Below are 15163 nucleotides of genomic sequence, written 5' to 3'. Positions count from 1 at the left end.
CTCTCGGCTCGTTTCCCGTGCCCTCCCCTTCCCTTTTATTCGAACAGGAGTTCCCCTCATGCGTCGCATGACCTCGCTCGCCGGTGTCGCCCTCGCCTCCCTCGCCCTCACCGCGGTCGCCGCGCTCCCCGCCCAGGCCGCCGAACGCTCCCCGGCTCCCGCCCCCGCCAAGCTCTCCGCCCCCGCCACCGTCGGGGCGCAGGCGGCGAAGCCCGGCGAGGCGGGTGCCCTCGGCACCGTCCCGATCGTCTCCGTGCACGGCGACGCCCCGTTCAAGGGCGCCGTCGAGAGCGCGCTGAAGAACATCGACACCGACGACCGCGGGTCCTACGTCCAGCAGGCGGTGGACAGGGTCTTCGACGCGGCCGGCAGCCGGTACAACGTCATGGTGTTCAACCTGAGCCAGGGGTACGAGAACGGCCTCCACGACGTGAAGCTCTACGCCAACGTCAAGTTCGGGAAGGTCTACTACGGCGTGTGGATCTTCGGGGCGGGCGGCACCTTCAAGAACACCGGTGACGGCGGCTGGATCAACTGGGGCTTCAAGGGCTGGTTCCACCGCGACGGCGGCACGGTGACCTTCTGACCCGGCGCACCCTTCCCGCCCCTTCCCCTCCCGCCCTTCCCGCGCCCCGGTGGCCCCGCGTCCGCCGGTGGCGGGAACGGCTAGGGTCGACGGACCGTTCTTTCATCGCACAGGGGCTTCCATCGCCCAGGGGGTTGGACCATGGCACTCTTCGGGAACGCGCACGCGATCGACCCGGCGCAGGCGCAGCAGGACTTCGCGCGGCTGCTCGGTCCGGGAGAGCAGGTGCACGCCGCGTACCTGCTGATACGGGACACGATCTTCTTCACCGACCGGCGGCTCGTGCTGGTCGACAAGCAGGGGATCACCGGCAAGAAGGTCGAGTACCACTCGATCCCGTACCGGAGCATCACCCACTTCGCCGTCGAGACCGCCGGCACCTTCGACCTCGACGCCGAGCTGAAGATCTGGATCTCGGGCAGCCAGCTGCCCGTGCAGAAGACCTTCACCAAGGGCGTCGACATCTACGAAGTGCAGGCGATCCTCACGCAGTTCGTCGCCAAGTAGCCGGCACGGAAAAGGGGAGGGTCCCCGGGGAAATCCCCGGGGACCCTCCCCTTTTGGGTGAACCTGTCTTATTTGCATGTCAGTTGAATATGCCTTCGGACTAACTTGCGAGGCGGAGGTGATGATCGATGGACGCGATCGACATCGATGACGTGGTGTACGCCGCCACCGGGGAGCGCCTGCGGAGGCTGACCGCGCCGGACGGGGCCCACTGGTTCCCGGTGGCCGAGGTGGCGAAGCGGCTGGGGTACGCGGGGACGAGGGAGGCCCTGCGGACGGTGGCGCTGCCCGGGGAGTGCCTGGCGTCCGCGCGGGAGATCGCCGGCGACGACGCGTACCTCCGCCGGAGCGGGATCCGCGCGTCGGCGCGGATGGTGAGCCTCCAGGGGCTCGTCCAGCTCGTCGGCGCCTGCCGCAGACCGGAGGCCGGGCCGTTCCGGGCGTGGGTGGCCGATGTCGTGGCAGCGGTCCAGCGGTACGGCGGGTACGGGCTCGAACCCTCCCCGGTGCACGCCGGGTTCCTGCTGCCGTCGGAGCTCGTCGACGTCCTCGTGCGCCTGGAGGGCCGGATCGACGAACGGGCCCTCGCGCACACCGGGCAGGTCGAGTACGCGGAGCTGCTCCGCGAGACCCGGCAGAGCCTCTCAAGGGTCGCCGAATCCCTTGAGCGGCTCGCCGTGCCCCGCCAGCGCAGCGGCTCCGCCGTCGCGCTCAGCCCGCAGGAGCTCGTTGAGTCCTGGGCCATCACCGGGGACGTGCGGACGGTCGCCGACTGTCTCGCTCCCGGGCTCGTCCGGGGCGGGGTGCGCTACCGGGCCCAGGACGTCACCCGCCGCACCGGGCTCTCCGGCGAGCGCGTCCGCGACTGCGTACGGCTCCTGCTCGAACGCGGCTGCATGCGGCAGGTCGGAGAGCCCGACCCGGACGGGACCAGGATCTACGTGCTGCCCTGATCCGGGTGCCGCCGGTCGTGGGTGGCGGAGACTGGGTGTCCGGGGCGGTCGGGAGTGCGGGAGGCGTGGGCGTGGAGTGGCGGTGCCGGGGGATCACCTGGAGCGGCGGAGCGCCGGGGCTGAGGTGGCGGGGCGGGAAGGTCAGCCCGCTCGTGTACGGGGGGCCGCTCGCCTTCCGTGCCGTCGGGGAACGGTGCTGCCCCGGGGCCCGGGGCAACCCCTGCCCCTTGGCGGCCGCCGTGTCCGGCCGGGCCACCGGAGGGCGGTGCGCGGAGTGCGCGCGGCTCGACCGGGCCCACTCGGTCGCGGCCGACACCGTCGCCGACGACCCCCAGCCGTACCGCGTCTACCTGGCCTGGTTCGGGCCCGGCATGACCAAGGTGGGCATCACCGCCGAGGCCCGGGGCGAGGCCAGGCTCCTGGAGCAGGGGGCCGTCGCGTTCAGCTGGCTCGGCCGGGGGCCGCTGATGGCGGCCCGCCGCACCGAGGAGGTCCTGCGGCAGGCGCTCGGCGTGCCCGACCGGGTCGCGTACGAGCGCAAGCGGGCCGCCCGGCACGCCCTGCCGCCCGCCGCCGACCGGGCCCGGGAGGTCGAGGAGCTGTACCGGCGGGCCCGCGAGGTCGGGGGCTGGACCGAGACCCTGGAGCCGCTGGAGTTCGCCCCGCGCGACCACGCCGGGGCCTTCCGCCTCGACGGTCTGCCGCCGCTCGCCGGCACGGTCACCGAGCTGACCGACGGCGGCACCGTCACCGGACGGCTGCTCGCCGCCGCCGGGCCCGACCTGCACCTCCTCGCCCCCGACGGGCGCTGCCTCGCCCTCGACACCCGGCTCATGGGCGGATGGGTCCTCGGGAAGGCCGGAGCGGGGGACGGTTTCTCCGTACCGGTGACGGCGGCGGCTCCCGCGAGCGACCCGAACGAGCAGGGGGAGCTCTTCTGAAACGGCTCCCGGGGCGGCTTCCCGGACGCCTTCCCGAAGGCTCCCCCGGAGCTTTTCGTCGCTGAACGCGCTTCGTAAAGTCTTGGATCCCTTTGGCCGGGGGCCGTGGACATCCCGGCCCGGCCCCGGCGAGGGTGATCGCATGACCCCGAAACTGGTGGCGGGCATCGAACCGCCCTACTACACCGCTGTCTTCACCTCGGTCCGCCCCGACGCGCCCGAGGGGTACGCCGAGACCGCCTCCCGGATGCAGGAGATCGTCCAGGACATCCCCGGCTACCTCGGATACGAGTCCGCCCGCACCCCCGGCGGCATCGGCATCACCGTCGCCTACTTCCGCGACCTGGAGTCCCTCGACGCCTGGCGTCTCCACGCCGAGCACCGGGAGGCCAAGGCGTACGGGCGGAAGCACTGGTACGACAGCTACAGCGTCCACATCGGCAGGGTCGAGCGGAGTTACGGTCATGAGCGCGGGTGACGGTACGGGCGGGGCGGTCGGCGTCGTCGACATCCCCGCGCTCCTCGCGCGGCTCGGAATCCCCGGACTCGTCGACGTGCACACCCACTTCATGCCGAAGAACGTCCTCGACAAGGTCTGGGCCTACTTCGACGCGGTCGGCCCGCTGACCGGTCTGGACTGGCCCATCACCTACCGCGAGGAGGAGGACCGCAGGCTCGCCCTCCTGCGCGGGTTCGGGGCGGTCGCCTTCACCGCGATGCTCTACCCGCACAAGCCCGGCATGGGCGCCTGGCTGAACTCCTGGGCCGCCGACTTCGCCGCCCGCACCCCCGACTGTCTGCACACCGCGACCTTCTTCCCCGAGCCGGGAGCCGACGGCTATGTCCGCACGGCGCTCGACGCCGGGGCCCGCGTCTTCAAGGTGCACCTCCAGGTCGGAGGGTTCGACCCGAACGACGACCGGATCGACGGCGTGTGGGGCAGCCTCGCGGACAGCGGTACCCCCGTCGTCGTCCACTGCGGCTCCGGACCTACCCCGGGGAACTTCACCGGCCCCGGCCCCATGAGGCGGCTCCTCGCCCGCCACCCCCGGCTGCGGGTGATCGTCGCGCACATGGGGATGCCCGAGTACGGCGACTTCCTCTCCCTGGCCGAGCGGTACGAGGGGGTCCACCTCGACACCACCATGGCGTTCACCGACTTCAGCGAACGGCTCGCGCCCTTCCCCGAGGAGGAGCGCAAGCGGCTGCTCGACCTCGGCGACCGGATCCTCCTCGGCTCCGACTTCCCCAACATCCCCTATCCGTACGCCCATCAGCTCCACGCCCTCGAACGGCTCGGGCTCGGGGACGACTGGCTCCGGAAGGTGCTGTACGAGAACAGCGCCGCGATGTTTCACGTGAAACCGGCTCGTTGAGCCACAGAGCGTGCTGTTTCACGTGAAACGGGCCCCTGCGGGCGTTCGGCCGTCGGCATCCGTTTCTCAGGGAATTCACAGGAAAGCGAAAGAGGCCTTTCAGTGGCGGCGGCCAGCCTGGATTCCATGACCGTCACCCCGCACCGCACGAGCAACCGCCCCGGCACCCGCGCCGACATGCTCCGCGCCGACGGAACCGCCGTCCGGGTCCTCGTCGTCGACGACGAGGCCTCGCTCACCGAGCTGCTCTCCATGGCCCTGCGCTACGAGGGCTGGCAGGTCATGAGTGCCGGGGACGGGGCCGCCGCCCTGCGTTCCGCGCGCGAGTTCCGGCCCGACGCCGTGATCCTCGACATGATGCTGCCCGACGTCGACGGGCTGAGCCTGCTCGGCTCGATCCGGCGCGAACTGCCCGATGTGCCGGTGCTCTTCCTGACGGCGAAGGACGCCGTGGAGGACCGGATCGCCGGGCTCACGGCGGGTGGCGACGACTATGTGACCAAGCCCTTCAGCCTGGAGGAGGTGGTGGCCCGGCTGCGCGGCCTCATCCGCAGGTCCGGGGCCGCACAGGCGCGCAGCGAATCGCTGCTGACCGTCGGGGACCTGACCCTCGACGAGGACAGCCACGAGGTCACCCGGGGCGGCACCTCGATCCACCTCACGGCGACCGAGTTCGAGCTGCTGCGCTACCTCATGCGCAATCCGCGCCGGGTGCTCAGCAAGGCGCAGATCCTCGACCGGGTCTGGTCGTACGACTTCGGCGGCCAGGCCAACGTGGTCGAGCTCTACATCTCCTATCTGCGCCGGAAGATCGACGCGGGACGCTCCCCGATGATCCACACCCGGCGCGGGGCCGGCTACCTCATCAAGCCGGGGGAGTAGGCGCCGGTGACGCGAGGCACGCCACCGGGCCGGGGCGCGCGGCGGCCCTGGTCGCTGCGCACCCGGCTCGTCGTGTCGGCGGTCGCGCTGATCGCGGTCGTCGCGGCCGTCATCGGCACGGTCACGACGATCGCGTTCCGCTCGTACCTGTACGACCAGGCCGACGAACAGGTCCGGGGGCTCTCCCAGCGGGCCGCCGGGCCGCCGGTCGTCATGTCCGTGCCCGAGCCCGGCCGGGACCGGCAGCCGTTCGCCTTCCTCGGCGGTCCGGGCGCCCCGATAGGGACCCTCGGCGCCGTCCTGACCGACGGGAAGATCACCTCCGCCGGGTACTCGACGGAGGTGGCCGGGGGCAGCGGTGCGGACGGGCCGAGGTTCCCCGTCGAGGAGCTGGACGCGGAGCAGCGGGCCGCCCTCGCCGCCGTCCCGCGCGACGGCCGGCCGCACACCGTGGAGCTGCCCGGCGGCCTCGGCTCGTACCGGGTCGCGTACGCGCAGGGCAGCCGGGGCGCCTTCCTCACCGGCATCCCGCTCACCGAGGTCGACGGAGCCCTCTCCACCCTCGTCCTGGTGGAGCTGAGCGTCACCGGCGCCGGGCTCGTCGCGGCCTCGATCGCCGGGACCGTGCTCGTCCGGGTGGCCCTGCGCCCGCTGCGGCGGGTCGCCGCCACCGCCTCCCAGGTCGCCCGGCTCCCGCTGCACAGCGGCGAGGTGGCGCTCCACCAGCGGGTCCCGGAGACGGAGGCCGATCCGCGCACGGAGGTCGGCCAGGTCGGCGCGGCCCTCAACCGGATGCTCGACCACGTCCACTCGGCCCTCGACGCGCGCCAGCGGAGCGAGACCCGGGTCCGGCAGTTCGTCGCGGACGCCAGCCACGAGCTGCGCACCCCGCTCGCCTCGATCCGGGGATACGCGGAGCTGACCCGGCGGGGCCGCGAGGAGTGCGGCCCCGACACCCGGCACGCGCTCGGCCGGATCGAGTCGGAGGCGACCCGGATGACGGGTCTGGTGGAGGACCTGCTGCTGCTCGCCCGGCTCGACGCCGGGCGCCCCCTCGCGGACGAGCCCGTCGACCTCGTCGCCCTCGTCCTGGACTCCGTGAGCGACGCCCGCGCCGCCGGGCCCGGCCACCACTGGAGCCTCGAACTCCCCGGGGAGGGGGCGGAGGTGCGGGGGGACGGCGCCCGGATCCGGCAGGTGCTCCTCAACCTCCTCGCCAACGCCCGTACCCACACCCCGCCCGGCACGAAGGTCACCGCCCGCGTCCGCGCGGAGGGGACGGACGCGCTCGTGGAGGTCGAGGACGACGGGCCCGGCATCCCGGAGGCGCTCCTGCCCTCCGTCTTCGAGCGGTTCGCGCGCGGCGACGCCTCCCGCTCCCGCACCGCCGGCTCCACCGGTCTCGGCCTCGCGATCGTCCGCGCGGTCGTCCTCGCCCACGGCGGCGAGGTGACGGTGGAGAGCGCCCCCGGCCGGACCGTCTTCGGCGTCCGGCTGCCCCTGGGCCCTCTCCGATCCTGATCCGCCGGACAGACTCCGGGCCTTGTCCGGCGGATCGAGGTCGGACAGGGCCATGGAAGACGGCCCGCGCGGAGACTCACAGGCGGGGCACAGGCTCGGCACACAGCCGTGACAGCCGCCCCGGCGAGTGTCTGGGGCATGCGAACCCCAACGATCGCGCGGCCCGTGCCCGGCGCCCTGCCCGCCCGGGAGCACCTGCCCGTGGACGTCGCCGGACGGCCCGTCCTGGACGTGGTGATCCCCGTCTACAACGAGGAGAAGGACTTGGAACCGTGCGTCCGCCGGCTCCACGCGCACCTCTCCCGGACCTTCCCGTACGGCTTCCGCATCACCGTCGCCGACAACGCCTCCACCGACACGACGCCCGCCGTCGCCGCCGCCCTCGCCCGCGAGATGCCCGAGGTGCGCTCCGTACGCCTCGAACAGAAGGGGCGCGGGCGGGCCCTGCGCACGGTGTGGTCGGCGTCGGACGCGCCCGTCCTCGCCTACATGGACGTGGACCTGTCCACCGACCTGAACGCGTTGCTCCCGCTGGTCGCGCCGCTCATCTCCGGCCACTCGGACCTGGCGATCGGCTCCCGGCTCTCCCGCTCCTCGCGGGTGGTGCGCGGCCCGAAGCGCGAGTTCGTCTCCCGCGCGTACAACCTGATCCTGCGTTCCTCGCTCGCGGCCCGGTTCTCGGACGCGCAGTGCGGGTTCAAGGCCATACGGCGCGAGGTCGCCGAGCGGCTGCTCCCGATGGTCGAGGACACCGGCTGGTTCTTCGACACCGAGATGCTGGTCCTCGCCGAGCGGGCCGGCCTGCGGATCCACGAGGTGCCGGTCGACTGGGTCGACGACCCCGACTCGACCGTGCACATCGTGAGGACGGCGACGGACGACCTGAAGGGCGTCTGGCGGGTGGGGCGGGCCCTCGCGACCGGCTCGCTGCCGCTCGACCGGCTCGCCCGGCCCTTCGGGGACGACCCCCGGGACCGCGACCTCAGCGGCGTGCCGGGCGGTCTCGCCCGCCAGCTCGTCGGCTTCTGCGCGGTCGGGGCCCTGTCCACGCTCCTCTACCTGGCGCTGTACTCGGCCTTCCGGCTCGGCCTCGGCCCGCAGCTCGCCAACGCCGCCGCGCTCCTCGTCTCGGCCGTCGCCAACACGGCGGCCAACCGGCGCCTCACCTTCGGGGTGCGGGGCCGGGACCGGGCGGTCCGCCACCAGGCGCAGGGACTCGTGGTCTTCGCCATCGGCCTCGCCCTGACCAGCGGTTCGCTCGCCGCCCTCGGAGCGGCGACCGGCGATCCCTCGCACTCCACCGAGCTGGCCGTCCTGATCGTCGCCAACCTCGCCGCGACCGTCCTGCGCTTCCTCCTCTTCCGGCTCTGGGTCTTCCCCGAGCGGGCCACCGCAAGGAACGAACGATGACCACCCCGAACCCCGCGGCCCCCGCCCTCCCGGAGGGCGGCCGGCTCGCCCGGCTCCGGCGCGGACGCGCCGAGGACGCCCCCTGGGTCCGCCCCGCCTTCCTCGGCCTGCTGGCCCTGACCGGCGTGCTCTACCTGTGGAACCTGAGCGCCTCCGGCTACGCCAACTCCTTCTACTCCGCGGCCGTCCAGGCCGGCGGCGAGAGCTGGAAGGCCTTCTTCTTCGGCTCCCTCGACGCGGCCAACGCCATCACCGTCGACAAGCCGCCGGCCGCGCTCTGGCCGATGGCCCTCTCCATCCGCCTCTTCGGCCTGGGCTCCTGGCAGATCCTCGTGCCCGAGGTGTTCATGGGCGTGGCCACGGTCGGCGTCCTGTACGGGGCCGTCCGGCGCCGGTTCGGCGCGGGCGCGGGCCTGATCGCGGGCCTGGTCCTCGCGCTGACCCCGGTCGCCGCCCTGATGTTCCGCTTCAACAACCCGGACGCGCTGCTCGCGCTGCTCATGACGGTCGCCGTGTACGGGGTGCTGCGCGCCCTGGAGGGCGGGCCGGGCGCGGCGAAGTGGCTGGTGGGGGCGGGAGCGGCCTTCGGCTTCGCGTTCCTGGCGAAGACCCTCCAGGCCTTCCTGATCCTGCCGCCGCTCGCCCTCGTCTACGCGGTGTGCGCGCCGGGCGGGATCGGGCGCCGGATCCGCGACCTGGCCCTCGCCGGGCTCGCCATGCTCGTCTCGGCGGGCTGGTGGGTGGCCCTGGTCGAACTGTGGCCGGCGTCCTCCCGTCCGTACGTCGGGGGCTCGCAGAACAACAGCTTCCTGGAGCTGACCTTCGGCTACAACGGCCTCGGCCGGATCAACGGCAATGAGACCGGCAGCGTGGGCGGCGGCGGCCCCGGCGGAGGCATGGGCGGCGGCGGTGGCACGGGCGGTGGCCGGTGGGGCGAGACCGGGATCGGCCGGATGTTCAACGACTCGGTCGGCGGCCAGATCTCCTGGCTGCTCCCGGCCGCGCTGCTCCTGCTCGTCGCGGGGCTCGTCGTCACCCGGCGGGCGCCCCGCACGGACACCGCGCGCTCGGCGTTCCTGGTGTGGGGCGGCGCGCTGCTGATGACCCTCGCGGTCTTCAGCTTCATGGCCGGCATCTTCCACGAGTACTACACGATCGCCCTGGCCCCGTATGTCGCGGCGCTCGTCGGCACGGGCGCCTCCGTGCTGTGGGAGGAGCGGACCCGGTTCGCGGCCTCGGCGGCGCTCGCGGTGACGGCGGCGGTGTCGGCCTGGTGGGCCTGGACGCTGCTCGGCCGTACGCCGGACTGGCTGCCGTGGCTGCGCTGGACTGTCCTGGTGGCGGGCCTCGCGGCGGCACTCGGACTGCTGGTGGCGGGCCGGGTCGACCGGCGCCTCGGGCTCGCGGCGGCGGGCCTCGGTCTGGCGGCGGGTCTCGCGGGCCCCTTCGCATACACCCTGGCGACGGTGGACACCGGCCACCAGGGCTCCATCGTGACGGCGGGCCCGGCGGGCCCGGCGGGCGGCCGGGGCCCGGGCGGCTTCGGCGGACGCATGCCGGGCGGCTTCGGGGGCCGGACGCCGGAGGACGGGACGGCGTTCCCGGGCGGTCAGGGGGGCCGGGGAGGCCAAGGCGGCCAAGGGGGACAGGCCGGCCAGAACGGCCAGGGCGGGTTCGGCGGCCATATGCCCGGCGGCCCCGGCGGTCCCGGCGTACAGGGCCAAGGCCAGAACCAGGGCCAGATGCCCGGTGGCACCCCGCACCAGGGCATGCCCCAGGGAGCACCCCAGGGCAACGCCCAAGGTGCGCGCGGCGAGCGCCCCGGCTTCGGCGGTGGCGGTGGCGGCGGCATGGGAGGGCTCCTCAACGGCGCGAGCGTCGGCGCGGAGGCCGAGGCGGCGCTCCTGAAGGACGCCGGCTCCTACATCTGGGTCGCGGCCACGGTCGGCGCGCAGAACGCGGCCAGCTACCAGCTCGCCACGGAGAAGCCGGTCATGGCGATCGGCGGCTTCAACGGCAGCGACCCGTCCCCGACCCTCGCGCAGTTCAAGCAGTACGTCGCCGAAGGGAAGATCCACTACTTCATCGGAAGCGGCGGCGAGGACACGGGCGAGAGCGACGGGCGCACCGGCGGCAGGGGTGGCATGGGCGGCAACTCCGAGATCTCCACCTGGGTCTCGGAGACCTTCGAGAAGGTCACGGTCGGCAGCGCCACCTTCTACGACCTGACCAAGAAGACCTGATCAGAAGACTCGACCAAGAGGAAGTGACCAAGAAGAAGCGACCGGACATCGTGGCCGGAAATAACCGCTATACAGCGTAAGAGAGCCCTTGTACGGTGTACGAGCCCTGGTCCCGTACACCGTATAAGGAGTTCTGCCCATGACGGCGACGACCGCAGCGAACGAACCGTCCGCCGCCACCGGCGGCCACCCGCAGCGCTGGCTGATCCTCGGCGTCATCTGCCTGGCCCAGCTCACCGTGCTGCTCGACAACACCGTGCTCGGCGTCGCCATCCCCTCGCTGACCTCGGAGCTCCACGCCTCCACCGCCGACATCCAGTGGATGATCAACGCGTACTCGCTCGTCCAGTCCGGCCTGCTCCTGACTGCCGGCAACGCCGCCGACCGCTACGGCCGCAAGAAGCTCCTCGCCGCCGGACTCGCGCTCTTCGGCCTCGGCTCGCTCGCCGCCGGACTCGCCGGGTCCGCCGCCCAGCTGATCGCCGCCCGCGCGGGCATGGGCGTCGGCGGCGCGCTGCTCATGACCACCACGCTCGCCGTCGTCATGCAGATCTTCGACGACTCCGAGCGGGTCAAGGCCATCGCGCTGTGGGCCACCGTCAGTTCGCTCGGCTTCGCCGCCGGGCCGCTGATCGGCGGCGCCATCCTCAACCACTTCTGGTGGGGCATGATCTTCCTGATCAACATCCCGGTCGCGCTCGTCGGCCTGGTCGCCGTGGTCAAACTGGTCCCCGAGTCCAAGAACCCCCAGGGCGAGCGGCCCGACCTGGTCGGCGCGCTGCTCTCCACCGTGGGCATGACCGCCGCCGTGTACGCCATCATCACCGGCCCCGAGCACGGCTGGACCTCCGCCGAGGTGCTGGTCCCGGCGGGCATCGGCGTCGCCGTCCTCGCCGCCTTCGCCCGGTGGGAGCTGCACGTCCCGTACCCGATGCTCGACATGCACTTCTTCCGCGACCAGAAGTTCGTCGGCGCGGTCGCGGGCGCGATCCTGGTCATGTTCGGCCTGGGCGGCTCGCTCTTCCTGCTCACCCAGCACCTGCAGTTCGTCCTCGGCTACGAGCCGCTGGAGGCCGGTCTGCGGATGGCGCCGCTCGCCCTGACCGTGGTCGCGCTCAACCTGACCGGCGTCGGCCCGCGGATCGTGATGAAGCTCGGCACCGCGCCCACCGTGGCCGTCGGCATGACCCTCGTCGCAGCCGGTCTCGCCTCGATCGCCCTGATCGGCGGCGGGACGAACAGCAGCTACTGGGGGATGCTCCTGGGCCTGGTCCTGATGGGCGTCGGCCTCGCGGTCTCCAACCCGGCCATGGCCAACGCCATCATGAGCGCGATTCCGCCGGAGAAGGCCGGTGTGGGCGCGGGCGTCAACGGCACCCTCGCCGAGTTCGGCAACGGCCTGGGCGTCGCCGTCCTCGGAGCCGTGCTCAACGCGCGCTTCGCCGCCCTCGTCACGGTCACCGCGACCTCACTGCCCGCGGCCCTCGCGGCGGCCGGGGACGACGCCGAACGGGCCCGGGTCTCTGACGCGTTCGCCTCCGGCCTCCAGACCAGCCAGCTCGTCGGCGCGATCGCCGTCCTCGCGGGCGGCCTGCTCGCCGCGGTCCTGCTGGCCCGGGCCGAACGGGCGGAGAAGGCGACGGCCCCGGATCCGGCGGCGGCTGCCTAGCATGGTCACGGACCGCTGACAGACGGAGGAACGCGATGGTCAAGGCAGCCGACAGGGCCAGGGACCCGGCGCGTTCCAGCGTCTGGCTGGAGGACCGGGCCCCCCGCCGCGGCAGCGGTCCGGCCAGCCTCGACCGGGACCGGATCGTCACCGCCGCGATCCGGATGCTGGACGAGGAGGGCCTGTCCGGCCTCTCGATGCGCAAGCTCGCGACCGAACTCGGCGTCACGGCCATGTCCCTCTACTGGTACGTGGACACCAAGGACGACATCATCGAGTACGCCGTCGACTCCGTCTACGCGGAGGTCGACCTCGCCGCGGTCGCCGTCGCCGGCGACTGGCGCGACCGGCTCAGGACCCTCGCCCTGGAGTACCGGGGGATGCTGGTCCGCCACCCGTGGATGTCGCCGTGCGCCGGGAAGTACCTGAACATCGGACCGAACGCGGTTGCCGTCGGCGCCGGGATCCACGAGGCGATCCGGGACACCGGACTGCCGATGCGCCGCCGGCCGAGCGCGATGTCGGCGGTCTTCCAGTTCGTGTACGGCTACGGGACGATCGAGTCGCAGTTCCAGCGGCGGGCGGCGGAGGCCCACATGTCGCAGGACGACTTCTACGGGAAGTCGATCAGGGCCTTCCGCGACGACGCGCGGTTCGAGGAGACGCTCGGACCGATGACGGAGCTCCTCGACGAGCGGGCCTCGCACGGCAGCGTCAGCGAGATCTGGGACCGGGACTTCGCGTACGCCCTCGACGTCCTGGTCGCCGGCATCGAGGTGATGGTGGCGCGGGGCGAGTAGGAACACGACGGAGCGGCGGGCCGTCCCCTGCCCGCCGCTCCGTACCCGACCCGGCCGCGCCTCCGCTCGAAGCGCGGCCGGGAGCTTTTCCGCCGGTCCTACCGGGCGTCCGCCGAGACCTTGGCGTCGGCCGGGGCCTTCGCGGCGTCGACGCCGCCGGTCTTCTCGTCCGTCTTCGCCGTGCCGCTCTTGAGGGCGACCTCCTTGATGAACAGCGTCACCACGAAGGCGAGCAGCGCGAACGGCGCCGAGTAGAGGAAGACGTCCGCGACGCCGTGGCCGTACGCGTCCTCCATGACCGTGCGGATCGGGGCCGGCAGCTTGTCCATGTCGGGGATGGCGCCGCCCGTGCCGCCCTGGCCCATCGCGCCCGCGGCCTTCGGGCCGAGCTCGGTCAGGCCCTCCTTGACGTAGTCCGTGACCCGGTGGGCCATGACCGCGCCGAGCGCCGAGACGCCGACCGCACCGCCCAGGGAGCGGAAGAAGGTGACGACGGAGGAGGCGGCGCCGAGGTCGGCGGGGGCCACCTGGTTCTGGGTGCAGAGCACCAGGTTCTGCATCATCATGCCGAGGCCGAGGCCGAGCAGCGCCATGAACAGCGCGATGTGCCAGTACTCCGTGTCGTAGCGGATCGTGCCGAGCAGGCCGAGGCCGCCGGCGGCCAGGGCGCCGCCGCTGACCAGCCACGCCTTCCAGCGGCCGGTCTTGGTGATGACCAGACCGGAGACCGTGGAGGAGACGAACAGGCCCGCGATCATCGGGATGGTGAGGACGCCGGACATCGTCGGCGACTCGTTGCGCGCCAGCTGGAAGTACTGGCTGAAGAAGACCGTGCCGGCGAACATCGCGACGCCCACGAAGAGCGAGGCGAGCGAGGCGAGGGTGATCGTGCGGTTGCGGAAGAGACGGAGCGGGATGATCGGCTCGCTCGCCCTCGACTCGATCAGGACGAAGACCGCGCCGAGCGCGACGGCGCCGAGGACCATGGCGACCGTCTGCCAGGACATCCAGTCGTACTTGTCGCCCGCGAAGGTGACCCAGATGAGGAGCAGGGAGACGGCGGCGCTGATGAAGAGGGCGCCGGCCCAGTCGACCTTGACCTGTCGCTTCACGACGGGGAGCTTCAGGGTCTTCTGCAGGACGACCAGGGCGATCATCGCGAAGGGCACGCCGACGTAGAAGCACCAGCGCCAGCCGAGCCAGTCGGTGTCGGTGATGACGCCGCCGAGCAGCGGGCCGCCGACGGTGGCGACGGCGAAGGTCGCGCCCAGGTAGCCGCTGTACCGGCCGCGCTCGCGCGGGGCGATCATGGCGGCCAGGATGATCTGGGAGAGGGCGGTCAGACCGCCGACGCCGATGCCCTGGACGACGCGGCAGGCGATGAGCATGCCGGTGCTCTGCGAGAGGCCGGCGACGACCGAGCCCGCGACGTAGATGAGCAGGGCTATCTGGACGAGCAGCTTCTTGGAGAAGAGGTCCGCGAGCTTGCCCCAGAGCGGGGTGGTCGCGGTCATCGACAGGAGGGCCGCGGTCACGACCCAGGTGTAGGCGGACTGCCCGCCGCCCAGGTCGGTGATGATCTGCGGCAGGGCGTTGGAGACGATCGTCGAGGACAGGATGGCGACGAACATGCCGAGCAGCAGCCCGGAGAGCGCCTCCATGATCTGCTTGTGCGTCATCGGGGCGCCGCCGGAGGCGAGGTCCCCCTCCTTGGCGCTCCCGCCGCGCACACCGGTCTCTGGTGCGGTGCTAGCCATCAACTTCCTTCGTTCTCAAGCGTGGTGGGCCCGGCAGTCCCCGAAGGAATCGCGGAGGCGGGCGAGCAGGGTGGTGAGCAGTTCGACGTCTTCGTCGGACCACTCCACGAGGGTGCGGGCGAGCATGTCGGTCAGCCGTCGGTCGAGGACGGCGAGCATGGACTCGCCCGCCGGGGTCAGGTGGAGGATGCGGGAGCGCCGGTCGGCGGGGTCGGGCAGGCGCTCGACCCACCCGCGGTCCACGGTGTGGGCCACGTGACGGCTGCTGACCGACACGTCGACGGCCATCAGCTCGGACACGCGGCCCATCCGCATGTCCCCGTGGTGGTTCAGCAGGGCGAGGACGATCGCGGATCCGCCGGGGCACTCGGCGGGCAGGGTCCGCGCGAGTCCGCGCTTCACCGCTCCGATGGCGCTCACCTGGCGGGCGAGGTTCTCGTACCGATTGCCTCTGTCCATTGCGTACTCCACCGCGTGGTCCACCGCGTGCTCCACATATCTTGTTGCTTAGGGCAACC

14 protein-coding genes are annotated in these 15163 nt (G+C 72.5%); 12 read left to right on the top strand and 2 right to left on the bottom strand.

All coding sequences use genetic code 11. From position 1 onward, the window contains the following. Positions 1 to 58: 58 nt before the first annotated feature. From AB0398_RS08575 to AB0398_RS08520, 12 genes are all read left to right on the top strand, one after another. The gene (locus tag AB0398_RS08575; protein ID WP_366373123.1) at positions 59 to 586 is read left to right on the top strand and encodes a stress protein; all 528 of its coding nucleotides are present in this window, start codon (positions 59 to 61) and stop codon (positions 584 to 586) included. Between the two features lie 141 nt (positions 587 to 727). Beyond that, complete coding sequence (locus AB0398_RS08570) at positions 728 to 1093, top strand: PH domain-containing protein (protein ID WP_030204774.1); 366 nt, start codon at positions 728 to 730, stop codon at positions 1091 to 1093. 128 nt (positions 1094 to 1221) lie between these two features. Further along, positions 1222 to 2046 (top strand): BRO family protein, encoded by an 825-nt coding sequence (locus AB0398_RS08565; RefSeq protein WP_366373122.1) that lies wholly within the window; start codon positions 1222 to 1224, stop codon positions 2044 to 2046. A gap of 65 nt (positions 2047 to 2111) precedes the next feature. Then, positions 2112 to 2987, top strand: coding sequence for a DUF2797 domain-containing protein (locus AB0398_RS08560; RefSeq protein ID WP_366373121.1), 876 nt, complete (start codon positions 2112 to 2114; stop codon positions 2985 to 2987). Between the two features lie 142 nt (positions 2988 to 3129). Continuing rightward, complete coding sequence (locus AB0398_RS08555) at positions 3130 to 3465, top strand: antibiotic biosynthesis monooxygenase (protein WP_366373120.1); 336 nt, start codon at positions 3130 to 3132, stop codon at positions 3463 to 3465. Beyond that, a complete protein-coding gene (locus AB0398_RS08550; RefSeq protein WP_366373119.1) occupies positions 3452 to 4363 on the top strand; it encodes an amidohydrolase family protein in 912 nt (303 codons plus the stop codon). The genes AB0398_RS08555 and AB0398_RS08550 overlap by 14 nt, the downstream gene beginning before the upstream one ends. A gap of 126 nt (positions 4364 to 4489) precedes the next feature. Then, on the top strand, positions 4490 to 5245 hold the full coding sequence (locus AB0398_RS08545) for a response regulator transcription factor (protein WP_366373118.1): 756 nt from the start codon (positions 4490 to 4492) through the stop codon (positions 5243 to 5245). Between the two features lie 6 nt (positions 5246 to 5251). Then, a complete protein-coding gene (locus AB0398_RS08540) occupies positions 5252 to 6766 on the top strand; it encodes a HAMP domain-containing sensor histidine kinase (RefSeq protein WP_366373117.1) in 1515 nt (504 codons plus the stop codon). 138 nt (positions 6767 to 6904) lie between these two features. After that, the gene (locus AB0398_RS08535; RefSeq protein ID WP_366373116.1) at positions 6905 to 8176 is read left to right on the top strand and encodes a bifunctional glycosyltransferase family 2/GtrA family protein; all 1272 of its coding nucleotides are present in this window, start codon (positions 6905 to 6907) and stop codon (positions 8174 to 8176) included. Then, a complete protein-coding gene (locus tag AB0398_RS08530) occupies positions 8173 to 10419 on the top strand; it encodes a glycosyltransferase family 39 protein (RefSeq protein WP_366373115.1) in 2247 nt (748 codons plus the stop codon). The genes AB0398_RS08535 and AB0398_RS08530 overlap by 4 nt, the downstream gene beginning before the upstream one ends. Positions 10420 to 10558: 139 nt before the next feature. Further along, on the top strand, positions 10559 to 12088 hold the full coding sequence (locus AB0398_RS08525) for an MFS transporter (RefSeq protein ID WP_366373114.1): 1530 nt from the start codon (positions 10559 to 10561) through the stop codon (positions 12086 to 12088). Between the two features lie 35 nt (positions 12089 to 12123). After that, complete coding sequence (locus tag AB0398_RS08520) at positions 12124 to 12888, top strand: TetR/AcrR family transcriptional regulator C-terminal domain-containing protein (protein ID WP_366373113.1); 765 nt, start codon at positions 12124 to 12126, stop codon at positions 12886 to 12888. 98 nt (positions 12889 to 12986) lie between these two features. Here the strand turns inward: AB0398_RS08520 and AB0398_RS08515 are convergent, their stop codons facing one another. Further along, positions 12987 to 14645, bottom strand: coding sequence for an MDR family MFS transporter (locus AB0398_RS08515; protein WP_366373112.1), 1659 nt, complete (start codon positions 14643 to 14645; stop codon positions 12987 to 12989). Between the two features lie 15 nt (positions 14646 to 14660). Then, entirely contained in the window at positions 14661 to 15104 is a 444-nt protein-coding gene (locus AB0398_RS08510) for a MarR family winged helix-turn-helix transcriptional regulator (protein ID WP_366373111.1), read from the bottom strand. Between the last annotated feature and the right edge of the window lie 59 nt (positions 15105 to 15163).

Source organism: Streptomyces sp. NPDC086147 (assembly GCF_040702165.1).
In the GTDB taxonomy this organism is placed as follows: domain Bacteria; phylum Actinomycetota; class Actinomycetes; order Streptomycetales; family Streptomycetaceae; genus Streptomyces.
The sequence above is the reverse complement of the archived record's forward strand: the minus strand, read 5'-3'. Positions and strand labels throughout refer to the sequence as shown.

Excerpts from the sequence above, each read along its gene's own strand:
- AB0398_RS08570 (WP_030204774.1), top strand. The coding sequence starts at position 728 with ATGGCACTCTTCGGGAACGCGCACGCGATCGACCCGGCGCAGGCGCAG.
- AB0398_RS08555 (WP_366373120.1), top strand. The coding sequence starts at position 3,130 with ATGACCCCGAAACTGGTGGCGGGCATCGAACCGCCCTACTACACCGCT.
- AB0398_RS08575 (WP_366373123.1), top strand. The coding sequence starts at position 59 with ATGCGTCGCATGACCTCGCTCGCCGGTGTCGCCCTCGCCTCCCTCGCC.
- AB0398_RS08525 (WP_366373114.1), top strand. The coding sequence starts at position 10,559 with ATGACGGCGACGACCGCAGCGAACGAACCGTCCGCCGCCACCGGCGGC.
- AB0398_RS08515 (WP_366373112.1), bottom strand. The coding sequence starts at position 14,645 with ATGGCTAGCACCGCACCAGAGACCGGTGTGCGCGGCGGGAGCGCCAAG.
- AB0398_RS08520 (WP_366373113.1), top strand. The coding sequence starts at position 12,124 with ATGGTCAAGGCAGCCGACAGGGCCAGGGACCCGGCGCGTTCCAGCGTC.
- AB0398_RS08530 (WP_366373115.1), top strand. The coding sequence starts at position 8,173 with ATGACCACCCCGAACCCCGCGGCCCCCGCCCTCCCGGAGGGCGGCCGG.
- AB0398_RS08545 (WP_366373118.1), top strand. The coding sequence starts at position 4,490 with ATGACCGTCACCCCGCACCGCACGAGCAACCGCCCCGGCACCCGCGCC.
- AB0398_RS08535 (WP_366373116.1), top strand. The coding sequence starts at position 6,905 with ATGCGAACCCCAACGATCGCGCGGCCCGTGCCCGGCGCCCTGCCCGCC.
- AB0398_RS08550 (WP_366373119.1), top strand. The coding sequence starts at position 3,452 with ATGAGCGCGGGTGACGGTACGGGCGGGGCGGTCGGCGTCGTCGACATC.
- AB0398_RS08565 (WP_366373122.1), top strand. The coding sequence starts at position 1,222 with ATGGACGCGATCGACATCGATGACGTGGTGTACGCCGCCACCGGGGAG.
- AB0398_RS08510 (WP_366373111.1), bottom strand. The coding sequence starts at position 15,104 with ATGGACAGAGGCAATCGGTACGAGAACCTCGCCCGCCAGGTGAGCGCC.